Source organism: Sulfitobacter sp. IGS-18 (assembly GCF_059628195.1).
On sequence record NZ_JCAQIH010000003.1, the window covers coordinates 313,051 to 325,603 of the forward strand.

10 protein-coding genes are annotated in these 12,553 nt (G+C 61.7%); 4 read left to right on the forward strand and 6 right to left on the reverse strand.

Annotation, left to right across the window (positions count from 1 at the left end):
• Nucleotides 1-34: 34 nt before the first annotated feature.
• From ACWNZ3_RS22115 to ACWNZ3_RS22125, 3 genes are all read right to left on the reverse strand, one after another.
• Nucleotides 35-1,600, reverse strand: a complete 1,566-nt coding sequence (locus tag ACWNZ3_RS22115; protein ID WP_496902400.1) for an ABC transporter substrate-binding protein — start codon at nucleotides 1,598-1,600, stop codon at nucleotides 35-37.
• A gap of 208 nt (nucleotides 1,601-1,808) precedes the next feature.
• On the reverse strand, nucleotides 1,809-3,389 hold the full coding sequence (locus tag ACWNZ3_RS22120) for an ABC transporter substrate-binding protein (RefSeq protein ID WP_496902401.1): 1,581 nt from the start codon (nucleotides 3,387-3,389) through the stop codon (nucleotides 1,809-1,811).
• A gap of 131 nt (nucleotides 3,390-3,520) precedes the next feature.
• The gene (locus tag ACWNZ3_RS22125) at nucleotides 3,521-4,408 is read right to left on the reverse strand and encodes a helix-turn-helix domain-containing protein (RefSeq protein WP_496902402.1); all 888 of its coding nucleotides are present in this window, start codon (nucleotides 4,406-4,408) and stop codon (nucleotides 3,521-3,523) included.
• A gap of 166 nt (nucleotides 4,409-4,574) precedes the next feature.
• On the opposite strand from ACWNZ3_RS22125, the gene pobA reads away from it, so the two are divergent.
• The gene (gene pobA, locus ACWNZ3_RS22130) at nucleotides 4,575-5,759 is read left to right on the forward strand and encodes a 4-hydroxybenzoate 3-monooxygenase (RefSeq protein ID WP_496902404.1); all 1,185 of its coding nucleotides are present in this window, start codon (nucleotides 4,575-4,577) and stop codon (nucleotides 5,757-5,759) included.
• Nucleotides 5,760-5,964: 205 nt separating this feature from the next.
• Complete coding sequence (locus ACWNZ3_RS22135) at nucleotides 5,965-7,062, forward strand: M24 family metallopeptidase (protein ID WP_496902405.1); 1,098 nt, start codon at nucleotides 5,965-5,967, stop codon at nucleotides 7,060-7,062.
• 3 nt (nucleotides 7,063-7,065) lie between these two features.
• Here the strand turns inward: ACWNZ3_RS22135 and ACWNZ3_RS22140 are convergent, their stop codons facing one another.
• Nucleotides 7,066-7,992: a 3-hydroxyacyl-CoA dehydrogenase NAD-binding domain-containing protein gene (locus ACWNZ3_RS22140; RefSeq protein WP_496902406.1), complete on the reverse strand. Its 927-nt coding sequence runs from the start codon at nucleotides 7,990-7,992 to the stop codon at nucleotides 7,066-7,068.
• Between the two features lie 200 nt (nucleotides 7,993-8,192).
• Here ACWNZ3_RS22140 and ACWNZ3_RS22145 point away from each other — a divergent pair, with 200 nt between their 5' ends.
• Entirely contained in the window at nucleotides 8,193-9,725 is a 1,533-nt protein-coding gene (locus ACWNZ3_RS22145; protein WP_496902407.1) for a malonate--CoA ligase, read from the forward strand.
• Between the two features lie 29 nt (nucleotides 9,726-9,754).
• On the opposite strand, the gene scpB is transcribed toward ACWNZ3_RS22145, so the two are convergent.
• Both scpB and ACWNZ3_RS22155 read right to left on the reverse strand, forming a co-directional pair.
• Nucleotides 9,755-10,348, reverse strand: coding sequence for an SMC-Scp complex subunit ScpB (scpB, locus tag ACWNZ3_RS22150; protein WP_269365360.1), 594 nt, complete (start codon nucleotides 10,346-10,348; stop codon nucleotides 9,755-9,757).
• Nucleotides 10,349-10,350: 2 nt separating this feature from the next.
• Complete coding sequence (locus ACWNZ3_RS22155) at nucleotides 10,351-11,253, reverse strand: DUF1403 family protein (protein WP_496902408.1); 903 nt, start codon at nucleotides 11,251-11,253, stop codon at nucleotides 10,351-10,353.
• 348 nt (nucleotides 11,254-11,601) lie between these two features.
• Here ACWNZ3_RS22155 and ACWNZ3_RS22160 point away from each other — a divergent pair, with 348 nt between their 5' ends.
• On the forward strand, nucleotides 11,602-12,546 hold the full coding sequence (locus ACWNZ3_RS22160; protein WP_496902409.1) for a PDR/VanB family oxidoreductase: 945 nt from the start codon (nucleotides 11,602-11,604) through the stop codon (nucleotides 12,544-12,546).
• The last annotated feature ends 7 nt before the right edge of the window (nucleotides 12,547-12,553 follow it).

A 12,553-nucleotide genomic window follows, 5' to 3' on the forward strand; every position in this document is an offset into this window, starting at 1 on the left:
CTGTCTGGCAAGACGACATTCCGGCCCTGCCTGTTCAGTTCACTGTCACCCAGCGCAGGATAAAGAAGTTGTCCGGCCGCTGGGTCAGCTCGACATTCGCCTGCGCACCCCAGATCAGCGGCTGAACATATAGCGGCACATAGGCCATTTCTTCCTGCAGGATCCCCGCGACCTCGTCCAGCATCGCCTGCCGTTTCGGCTCGTCAATCTCGGACTGGATCAGCGGCAGCAATGCGTCCACCCGCGCGCTGGAATAGCCGCCAAAGTTCCATGACCCCAGTTTGGCTTCTTCGTCCGGCGTGGCAACCAGGAACCGGATCGGATGCTCGGCGTCGAAGGTGCCCGGGGACCAGCCCAGCAGGAACATGTCATAATTGTCGGCACGCAATTCGGGCCAGTAGTTCTGTACCGGCATCGCATCCAATGTTGCCCGCAACCCCACCTGCGCCAGCATCCCGGTGACCGCCTGGCAGACGGATTCGTCGTTCAGGTAGCGGTCGTTGGTGCATTTCAGCCCAAAGGAAAAACCGTCGGGGTAGCCAGCCTCGGACAGCAGGGCGCGGGCCTGATCGGGGTTGTAGACCGGCCGGGGCGCCAGTTCATCGCTATAGCCGCGCATCGCCGCGCTGACCAATTGGCTGGCCTCCTCGGCATTGCCGCGCATGATGGTTTGCAGGATGGCCGGCACGTTGATGGCATGGGCCACCGCCTGACGCACCCGCACATCGCCAAAGGGGTTCTTATCCGTCGTTTCGGTCGAGAATTTCAGCCTGTCGGCCTCATGCGGGAAGCCCAGCATCATGACCCGCGCCTCGATCCCCTGGATCACTTTCACATCCGGGTTCTGCTTCAGCCTTTCAGTATCCTGGATCGGCACCGGGTTGATAAAGTCGATGTCCCCCGACAAAAGCGCCGCCACGGCGGTTGCCGGGTTCTGGATCGGCGTCAGTTCCGCCCGGGTGATGTTATGCGCAGCCTCGTCCCACCAGCCGGCGAAGGGTTCCAGCACGGTACGCAGACCCGGTTCGCGCGCGGTGACGCGGAAGGCACCGGTGCCGTTGGTGTTCAGCGTCGCGAAGTTGCCGTTTTCCTTGTCGGGGCGGCCCGTATCATGCGCCGCTGCCCAGCCGCTGTCTAGGATCATCCAGTTGGCGATGCTGTCGGGAAAGATCGGATTGGGCGAGGTGGTCATGATGTCGACGGTATAATCATCGACAACCCTGACCTCGGACACCGGCGCGAACCAGCTTGAGGTATCAGCCTGTTCGGAACTGGCGCGTTCGTAGGAAAACAAAACGTCCTCAGCCGTGAAATCACTGCCATCGTGAAACTTGACACCCTCCCGCAGGTGAAAGCGCCAGCCATCGCCCGCGCCGATGGGCTCCCATGAGGTGGCCAGCGCAGGCTCGATCTCCATCTCCTTGTTGCGGCGCACAAGGCCCTCATAGACGTTGTTGAGAAAGCCCAGCACCGCAGCGGAATTGACCGCATGGGGGTCCATCGTCTGCGGATCGGTGGTTTCGGCCCAGGTGAATTCCTTGGCCATGGCGGGGGCAGTCATGCCCAGGCAAAGCGCAAGCGCCGTGGTCAGTCTCAGCATGGCGGGTTCCTTTCGGGCATGGATGGCAACAGTCAGGCTAGCGACTGCGACGACAGAAGCAATCGGAACCTGCCGGGCTCACAAAGGTGTCATGGGACAAGTCCCGCCCGCCCGGTGTCAAAAGACTGGAACATAAAAAAAAGGGGCGGCACCCCGGCACCGCCCCCTTGTCGTTTGTCACGCTATAGCGTTTCGAGAAACGCTAGATTCAGTTCATCGTGAAATACTTGACCTTGGGCTGGTCCTCGGGATCGACCTCGATCCCGACGCCGTCCGTCATGCCCCAGTTCAACACCTGGTGGTGGATCGGGATATAGAGCGTCTCGTCCTGCACAACCCGCCAGATCTCGGCGATGTCGGCATTCCGGGCTTCCAGATCGGTGTTGGAGGCCAGGCTCTTGATCTTGGCATCCAGATCGTCGTTGTCATAGCCGGTGCCGTTCCAGGTGCCGATATCCCCTTCACGCCCGTGCACCAGGAAGTTGAAGATATATTCGGAATCGTAGGTCGGCACACCCCAGCCCAACATGTAAAAGTCGGTCTTGCCGTCGGTGATCAGCGGGAAGTGCTGCGCCTTGGGCTTGGCATCCAGATTAACGCGCACGCCGATCTGGCCCAGCATGCCGACAGCAGCCTGGCAAATCGCCTCGTCGTTGACATAGCGGTCATTCGGGCAATCGAGACGGATCGAGAAACCGTCGGCATAGCCGGCCTCTTCCATCAATGCCTTGGCACCTTCGATGTCGGTCTTGGATTCCGCGTCCATTTCCTCGGTCCAGCCGTTGACGAAGGGCGGTGCGATCATGCCGGCGGGCTGGGATTGCCCGCGCATCACCACCTGCTGGATGGCGTCGCGGTTGATCGCCATCGACATCGCCTTGCGCACGCGCACGTCGGCCAGCGGGTTCTTGCCTTCGACGTTGTCGGCCTCGATATCGTCCGCGCCCATGTTCATGCCAAAGAAGATCACCCGGTTCTGCGGAGCCTGCTTGACCACGAGGCCGTCAGCGCTGTTGACGCGCTCAAGATCCTGCACCGGCATGTCCTGAAGGAAATCCACCTCACCCGACAACAGGGCGGCAACGCGGGTCGCGGCGTTCTGGATCGGCGTATAGACAATTTCCGTCACTTCCAGCGGGAACTGGTCCTTGCCCCAGTAGTCCTCGTTCAGCGACATGACCGTCTTTACGTCCTGCTCCCGGCTTACCAGCTTGTAGGGGCCGGTGCCGTTGGTGTTGGTGGTGGCATAGGTCAGTTCGCCGCCCTCGAAGTCCTGCACATCAACGGTGTTGTTCGCCTCGGTCCAGTCCTTGTCCATGACGAACAGGTTGGTCAGGTTGGACGGCAGGATCGGGTTCGGCCCGTCCGTGACCATCTCGACCGTGTAATCGTCCACTGCGCGGACCTCGGTGATGGAGTTGATCAGCTCTTTCATGTCCGAATTCTCGGTCATGGCGCGATTAAAGCTGAACACGACATCCTCAGCCGTGAAATCAGCGCCGTCATGAAACTTGACCCCTTCGCGCAGCTTGAAGACCCAGACGTTCGGATCGTCCTCCTTGGGCGCCCATTCGGTGGCCAGGGCAGGCTCGAACGCGCCGGTGGTGTCGCGGATGAGCAGCGGCTCGTAAATCTGGTGCCGGATCGTATGTGTCGGCCCTTCGTTCTGGGCATGCGGGTCGAGGGTCAGCGCATCGCCGGACCGCGCCCATCTCAGCGTCTCGGCCTGGGCCAGCGCGGTTGTGGACAAAAGCAATGCCGTGGACATCAGTGTAAGCGTCTTGGTCATTATGAACTCCCGATATTTTTCTATTCCGACAGTGTTTTCCAGTCAGGTCTGATTGGCAACCCCGAACTGCGGCGGGCGCGCGGCGGCCGTCATCTGCCGCCCCCGCACAGCGCTTGGCAGTGGCACTCCGGCTATCCGTTGTCCTGTTGCCTCCGGTACATGCCCGGCGTCAGCCCGGTGTCCGACTTGAAGGTGCGGCTGAAATAGCCGGCATCGGCAAAGCCTGCACGCGCGGCGATGTCAGCCATGGAATGACGGGTGAATTCCAGCAGATGCTTTGCCTCGACCAGACGGCGCTGGCGGATCACTGAATTGGGGGTAGCGCCAAGGATGCGGCGGCACAGGCGATTGAGATGTGCGGTCGAGACTCCGATTTCGCGGGCATAGGCGCCAAGCGTCATCGCACTCGCAAAATGTTCCTCGACCGCCGCACAAAATGCCTGCGCCTGCTTTTCATGCAATGTCTGTTCCTGCCGCGCAGGCAATGTCCCTAAAGGACGCGCCTCGCTCCGGTCGCTCTCAAGATAGATCAGCATCAGACGGATCAGTGTTTCAAGCAGAACCGCGCGCCCGGTCCCGAAGTTGCGCAGGGCCTCGCGCAACTGGCCCATCAGCATGTCTATCACCGCGAAATGGGGGGCATCCGGTTCGGGCAGCACCGCGCCACCGGTATCGGCAAACCGCCGGATCCGCGCGATATTGTCGTCATCCAACAGGGCCAGTCGCAGGCTGATCACATCACCTTCGATCTCGGGGGGAAACCGGAAACCATGCGCCAGACCCGGCGGGACCACCAGGATCACCGGCCCGGCGCTGCGAAAATCCATATCGCCAAGGCGCGTGAACACACCCGGTGTCTGAAACAGGAAAACCTGCGCAAGCCTAGAGTGGCGGTGCAGCCGGATGTTCCAGTCATGTTTCATACTGCGTTCTACGATGGTCTCATGATGCACCGGATCCGCGCGGGTACCCGCCAGATATTCACCATAAAGTTCATATGTCGGAACGGTATCTGGCAAGGAAACTACCTTTTCCGGAGCTTTTCCGCCCCAATCAGCGCCACTTTGATCGGATAGTACAAAAATTGGTTGCTGCTGTCCATTCGGCGCCCTGCAATTTGCGTTATGATTGGCCGGATAAGGCCGCGCCTGATCGGCTTTTTGATGAAACAACAAAGGCCGCGCGATGACCCGTACCATCAAAACATCCGTCTGTATCATTGGCTCCGGTCCCGCCGGATTGTTGTTGTCGCAGCTGCTGGCCAATGCCGGGATCGACACTGTCGTGCTCGACCGAAAGGACCGCGCCTATATCGAAGGGCGCATCCGCGCCGGCGTGCTCGAACAAGGGACAGTCCAGGCACTGGAAGAAGCCGGTGCCGCCGAGCGCCTGCACCGCGAAGGGCTGCCGCACGACGGGTTTGAGCTGGCCTTTGACGGCGACCGGCACCGGATTGACCTTGCCGGGCTGACGGGCAAGACGGTGATGGTCTATGGCCAGACCGAAATGACCAAGGACCTGTTCGACAAACGCACGGCCGAAGGGCAACAGTTCTTTTTCAATGTCGATGACGTAGTGCCGACCGACCTCAAGTCTGACCGGCCTTCCGTCCATTTCACCCATGACGGCGCAAAAATTGTTGTCGAATGTGACTATATCGCAGGCTGTGACGGATTTCATGGTGTCTCCCGCCAGGCGATCCCGGCTGACGTGCTGAAAACGTTCGAGCGGGTCTATCCCTTTGGCTGGCTCGGCATCCTGGTGGAAAAGCCGCCCCTCGCGCATGAACTGATCTATGCCAACCACGAACGCGGCTTTGCGCTGGCCTCCATGCGGTCCAACACCCGGAGCCGGTACTACATTCAATGCGATGTGAACGACGATGTGGCGCAATGGTCCGATGACCGCTTCTGGGAGGAATTCGCCACGCGCCTTGGCCCGGAAACTGCAGCCAACCTGCAAACCGGCCCGTCATTCGAGAAAAGCATCGCGCCGCTGCGGTCTTTCGTGGCCGAACCGATGCGCTATGGCAATCTGTTCCTGGCTGGCGATTCCGCCCATATCGTGCCGCCGACCGGGGCCAAGGGCCTGAACCTTGCCGCTGCCGATGTACGCATCCTGCACCGCGCGCTGGTGGCACATTACAAGGACAACAACGACAGTCTCATCGACAGCTACTCCGAAACCGTGCTGCGGCGGGTCTGGAAGGTCGAACGGTTCTCCTGGCAGCTGTCCACGCTGATGCACCAGTTCCCCGAGAATTCGGAATTCGAAAAACGCATGCAGCGGGCCGAGTTCGACTATCTGCGCAGCTCAGAGGCCGCATCACGCGCCATTGCAGAAAATTACGTCGGCCTGCCGCTCGACTGATCCACCGGGGCGGACCGCCACAAGCGCCCCGCCCGGCCTGGCATCTCACATCAAACAGACCCCATGCCGGACCTCCGCCGCGCTGTCCCTGAACCCCCGCGTTCGGGCGCGACGCAAGCAATCCCGTTGCAGGGCTTGGCATCCGTTTCAAGATACGCGAGGTTCGGGCGCATCGCACCGAACATCCTGATCCACGGAAGCACCAATGAACTTTGACGCCCGGATTCACAAACTCGCCGCCATTTTGCAACGCCATGACTGTCCGGCCATTGCGATGGTGCCGGGTCCGAACTTTTTCTACCTGACCGGCGTGCGGCTGGGCCTGATGGAACGGCCCACGATCCTGATCGTCACGGCGGCAGGCGAGGTTCATGCCGCAATTCCCGCGCTGGAAAAGGACATGTGGACCGCCCGGATGCCGCAGGCCCGGACCGTCTTCTGGCAGGATGCCGACGGCTATGCCGATGCGCTGGCCCGGCTTGCGCGGCAAACAGGGCTGACCCGCCTCGCGGTAGAGGGCGGCCGCATGCGCCATTTCGAGGCGGCGGCCCTTGCCCGCGCCTTTGGCACGGCACCGGAAGACGGGACAGACATGTTGCTGCCGCTGCGGCTGAACAAGGACGCCTCGGAAATCGCCGCCATCGAAAAGGCGGTGCAGATCAGTGAAGATGCGCTGGCCGCGACCCTCAAGCAGATCGGTGCGGGGCTGACAGAGACGGAAATCCGCTCCAGGCTGCTGATCAACATGCTGGAAAGAGGGGCAGATGGGGCCGCATTCGACCTGATCGTGCTGGCCGGTCCGGCGGCGGCGGATTGCCATGGTGTGCCGTCATCCGACCGCCGGCTGAAACGCGGTGACACCTTGCTTTTCGACTTCGGCGCAACCCTGAACGGTTACAGCGCGGACATCACCCGCACCTATTTCTGCGAGGAAGTCCCGCAGGAACACCGCGCATTCTATGAGGCCGTGCAAGAAGCAAACCGCCTGGGCCGCCACATGACAGCACCCGGCGTGACCCCGCATGAGTTGGACACAGCCGTGCAACGGGCGCTGAGCGACGCGGGTTTTGCGACGGATATCCGGCACAAGCTTGGCCACGGACTGGGGCTCGACATCCACGAAGCGCCGCAGCTGATGCGGGGCAACCATGCACCGCTGGAGGCGGGTATGGTCATCACCATCGAACCGGGCCTTTATCGCCCCGGCGTGCTGGGTGTCCGTATCGAGGATGACGTACTGGTCACCGAAGACGGCGCCCGGTCCCTCACCCAGTTGCCGCGTGATCCGCAGGTGATCGGCTGACCCTCAGTCCTTCATTGCCCTGGCGCGCAGAAGGGCGATCAGCGCCGCATCGCGGTCCTGCTCCAGCTCGGCAATGCTGCGCCCCGCTGCAGCAGTTTCCACGCCCTCGATCAGTGCCGCGCAGACCTCAGGGCTGAGAACCGGTGCCCCCAGCGCGGCCCAGCGGCGCTCCTGGCTGGGTCCGAGATGCGCCAGATATCCGGCCATGCCCTGCGCACCGCCACCAAGATGATACGCCATATGTGCGCCCAGCACGGACCAGCGCAGGCCGGGTCCGTTGACAAGCGCCGCATCTATGGCTTCGACATCCGCGATACCTTCCTGCACCATGAAGACAGCCTCGCGCCACAGGGCAGAGGCGAGCCTGTTGGCAATATGTCCGGTGGCATCCTTCCGCAGCCTGACCGGCATGCGGTCGGCAGCACGGTAAATCGCCTCGGCCCTGTCAAGTCGCGCGTCATCGGCACCAAAGAGTTCAACCAGCGGGATCAGGTGCGGCGGGTTGAACGGATGCGCCGTAATCAGCCGCGCCGGGTCACGCAAACCTGGTGCAAGTTCCGACCAGGTCAAGGCCGAGGTCGAGGAGGCGATGATGGCCTCCACCGCCATGGCCTCTTCGATCTCGGCCAGAAGCGCGTGCTTCAGCGGAATGTCCTCTGACGCGTTCTCCTGGATCAGCGTCGCACCTGCAACTGCATCATGAAGTCTGTCGCAGCGGGTGATCCTTTCGGCCCCCCCTTTCGCTTCCGCGATCTGCGCAAGCTGCGCCAACAACCCGGGGATCTGACCCACGGCCTTGTCCAGCGCCGCCGCATGAGGATCCCAAAGCCGCACCCTGAACCCATGATGTGCAAACAACGCGGCCCATGCTGTCCCGATCAGACCGGCACCGATGATGGCAATGTCACGGGTATTGGCGTCAGCTGTCATGGTTGTCCTTCAAAGCGTCGCCGCAATCTTGATCATTCGCCCTTGGCGCGCAAGGCAAAGCGCTCAACGGGACTGAGGCAAGCAGCGGGTTGCCGCGACGGGCACGGATAGTGTAACCACCCGCCAGCCATCGCCACAAACAGAACGCCCGATCCATGGTGAGGCAAACCGCGTTTCCAACCAAAGGAAAAGGTAACCTGATGGCCAACCCACTCTATGATCGTCTCTTTGGCATCCATGCGGGAAAGGTGACGCCGTTCCTGCATCTTCCGGACGGGCAGACAATCAGTCATCAGCAGTTCCTCGAAACCAGTTCCCGCATTGCACATGTGACCAGGGAAATCGGGCTGAAGCCCGGCGACCGCGTCGCCGCCCAGATCGAGAAATCGCCGGAAGCTCTGGCGCTCTATGCCGCCTGCGCACAGGCGGGGCTGATCTTTCTGCCGCTGAACACGGCATATACTGTCGACGAATTGCAGTATTTCATCGAAAACAGCGGCGCGTCGCTGATTGTCTGTGACGGCAGCAATGCGGAAAACCTCGCCCCGATCGCCACCACGCTGGGATCAAGGATCGAAACCCTGAACGGCGATGGCAGCGGCAGTCTGATGGATCGCGCGCGCAAGATGGATACAAGCTTTGCCACGGTGGCGCGGCAGGGCGACGACCTCGCGGCATTCCTTTATACCTCGGGGACAACCGGGCGTTCCAAGGGCGCAATGCTGACCCAGAACAACCTGCTGTCGAACACCTGGACCCTCATGGAAGAATGGCGGTTCACGGCAAGCGACGTTCTGCTGCATGCCCTGCCGATCTTTCACACCCATGGATTGTTTGTTGCCACCAACATCACGCTGGCCGCTGGCGGCAGCATGATCTTTCTGCCGAAATTCGATCTGGACCAGATGATTGCCTGGATGCCCCGCGCAACCACCATGATGGGTGTTCCGACCTTTTATACCCGCCTGCTGGGGGACGCCCGTTTCAGCCATGATCTGGCCGCGCATATGCGCCTGTTCATCTCGGGTTCGGCCCCCCTGCTGGCCGAGACGCATGCAAGGTTCGAAGCCCTCACCGGCCATCGCATCCTTGAACGCTATGGCATGACAGAAACCAACATGAACACATCGAACCCTTACGAAGGCGAACGTCGTGCCGGAACGGTGGGGCATCCATTGCCGGGGATCGAACTGAAGATCACCGCCCCCCAGACCGGCACGACCCTGCCCGAAGGTGAAATCGGACAGATCGAAGTGCGCGGCCCCAACGTCTTCAAGGGGTATTGGCAGATGCCGGAAAAAACGGCAGAGGAACTGCGCGCGGATGGCTTCTTTATCACCGGTGATCTGGGCAAGGTCGACCAGGACGGATATGTCCATATCGTCGGCCGCAACAAGGACCTGATCATTTCCGGCGGATTCAACGTCTATCCAAAGGAAATCGAGCAGCTGCTCGATGATCAGCCCGGCGTGCTGGAAAGCGCAGTAATCGGCGTGCCGCATCCCGATTTCGGCGAAACCGTACTTGGCGTGATTGTTCCCGCCCCGGGTGCCGCGCCGGACAGGCAGGCCATCATGGAAAGCCTTCGCCGGGCTCTTGCCCGTTTCAAGCACGCCCGCGAACTGGTCATCATGGACGAACTGCCGCGCAACACGATGGGCAAGGTTCAAAAGAACATCCTGCGCGATCAATTCAGAGAGATGTTCACATCCGGGGATCTCGGCCAGACGTAGCGATCAGCCGCGACATACCACCGCCGCTTTCACCCCTGCGTCAGGCCCGCATCCTGCAATTCCTCCCGGTCCGGCAGATCGCGCAGGCTTTCCAGCCCGAAGGCCAGCAGGAAGTGTTCCGTGGTGACAAAGGTAAAGGGCGCGCCCCGGCTGGGGCTGCGCGGCCCGGTCCCGATCAGCCCCCGCGCATGCAGCCGCCCGATCAGATCGCGGCTGATCTCCTTGCCGAAAATGTCTTTCAGCATGTCGCGCGTGGCGGGCTGGTAATAGGCGATGGCGGCCAGCACCGCGATATCGAATTCGCTGAGGTCCAGCAGCTGATCGTCCAGATCGGCCGCAGCCCGGATCGCCGGGGCAAAGGCCGTCCGCGACCGCAGCACCCAGCCATCGGCTACCTGCGCCAGTTCGAAGGCGCGCCCCTCAAGGTCCGCGGCAAGGTCCCCGATCAGCAGATCGACGGAGGCATCCTGCCCGACCACCCGCGCCAGATCCTGCCTTGGCACCGGGGTGGCACTGGCAAACAGCACGGCCTCGATCCGCAGCATCCATTCCCGCCAGCGCAGCTCCGGCGGCAGGTCGGCCAATTCGCGGTCAAGCTCTGGTTCAGGTCGGACACCGGCCACGCCTACACCCCGTAAAGGCGAAAGGTGTCGCGCCCGGTCAGCTCGCGCACCGCACCCAGATCGACGAGCCTGTCGCAGAGGCGGCGGGCGGCCCGGTCCGGCATCGGCAAGGCCGAGGGTGCAACGGCATCCTGGCTCAGAAAGACCTCGACCGCGGCAGGCGCTGTCTTGGCCCGCAATTTAGGCGCAACCGTCTTCAACCGCGCCGCCCGTCGCGACAGATCTGCTGCCATGCGCAGGGCCTGCGGGGTCGCGGTGGTCACCGCGCCGTGGCAGGCCAGCCGCAATGCATCGCCACGTCTGGTCAGGTCAACACGCGCCAGACCCGACGCGAACAGGGGCAGGATGTGATCCCATCCCAGCGCCTGCGCCAGGGCCGCATCTGCCAGGATCAATGCAGCCACCTCAGTCCGCGGCATTTCCGTCAGAACGGCTTCCAGAACCTTTGCCACGCGCGTGATGGGCCCCGCCTGCCCTGCGCCGCGTTCCTTTCCGGCATTCAGCCAGGCCGCGATTCGTGTGGCCTCCACCTCGGGCAAGGCACGGTGCAGCGCCTTGACGGAAAGGGGCCGTTCCGCCGCACGCCGCCAGGCAAGATAGGTTTCTCCTGCGGGGCCCGGCAGGTCACCGGGACGCAGCAGGTGGATGGCATCCCGCAGCTCCCCTGCCCGTTCGGGCCGTCCGGAAAACAGGATACAGGCCTCCGCCGCCTGCAACGCCAGGCGATCCCGCAACAACGCCTGCGGCACATCACTCTGCTTGATGACCTGATGCAGACAGCTCAGCGCGCTGCCGGACAAGAACGCCATATCCTCAAGCGATTCACTGCGGCGGGACGTCACCCAGGACGGCAACAGAAGTTGCTTGGCAGGGTCGTCCTGGATGTTCGATAGGGTGAATGTCATGTCCAGAGCTTATCCGACCACCGCAGGCTTCGCTACAAGATGTCTGAGTGCCGCGTAGATTTTAGGATTGAAACATGCGAGGGTTTCAGGATCGACCCTGAATGCAACCCTCATCCGTTAATCGCAGATCGACGACGCATTTTCTCCTTGTGGTGCCGGACATCCCGATGTGGAATGCAGGCATCGTGTGGTATTTGATGGTGATGAACAGATGGCGACCAAGGGGGTTGGCCCGGCCGCATGCCACCGCGACGCATCCCGTGCCCTGTTCAACAATCAACCCCTTGACGGATTTTTATTTTATATATAAAACTATGCAAAAGCATAGAGTGGGATTAAGGGGGCGTCATGCCGTCCATAGGCTACGAAGTCATCGCCGTTTCGAGCGAGACCAAAGATGTTAAACGGATCGAAGTGAAGCCGTCGGCGCCGATCCCCATGGTGTGGACCGCGGGCGCACATGTTCGCGTCAGCCTGCGCGACGGCGGTGACCGTTCATACTCCCTGCTGCGGCTGCCGGGCCTGCAACCCGGACATCTGGCGCTTGGCGTGCTGCGCGAGGCGCAAAGCACGGGCGGGTCGATCTTCATGCATGAGCTCAAGCCCGGTGACAGGATTCAGATCTCGAACCCGACCAATCATTTTGAACTGGGCGACCATGCCGAACCGGCCGTACTGATCGCGGGCGGCATCGGCATCACGCCGATCCTGTCCATGGCGGCGGAACTCGCCGCGAAAGGGCGCGCATTCGAGGCCCATTATGCCGGGCGTTCCGAAGGGATGCTCGCCTTTGTGAATGAAATGCAGGAAATCTGCGGCGACCGGCTGCATCTGCATTACGACGATCAGCCCAGCAAGATGGATCTGAACGAAATTCTCGGGCAGGCCCCCGATGGTGCCCATGTCTACTTCTGCGGACCGGCTGGCATGATCGAGGCGGTCAAATCCGTCGCCTCCGATCTGGGCTGGCCCGTCGAGCGGGTGCATTACGAGCTGTTTTCGGCTGCAGCCAATACGGCGGAGGATACGGCATTCGACGTCGAAATCCACAGCACCGGCCAGATCGTGCATGTCCCGTCCGACAAGACGATCATCGAGGCGCTGGAAGATGCGGGTCTCGACCCGCTTTACGACTGCCAGCGCGGCGACTGCGGGATCTGCCAATGTGATGTGATCGACGGAATCCCCGACCACCGGGATGTCATCCTGACCGACAGCGAAAAGGCGGCGAACAACGTCATGCAGATCTGCGTATCGCGGTCGAAAACGCCCAAACTTGTCATTGATATCTGATCTTTAC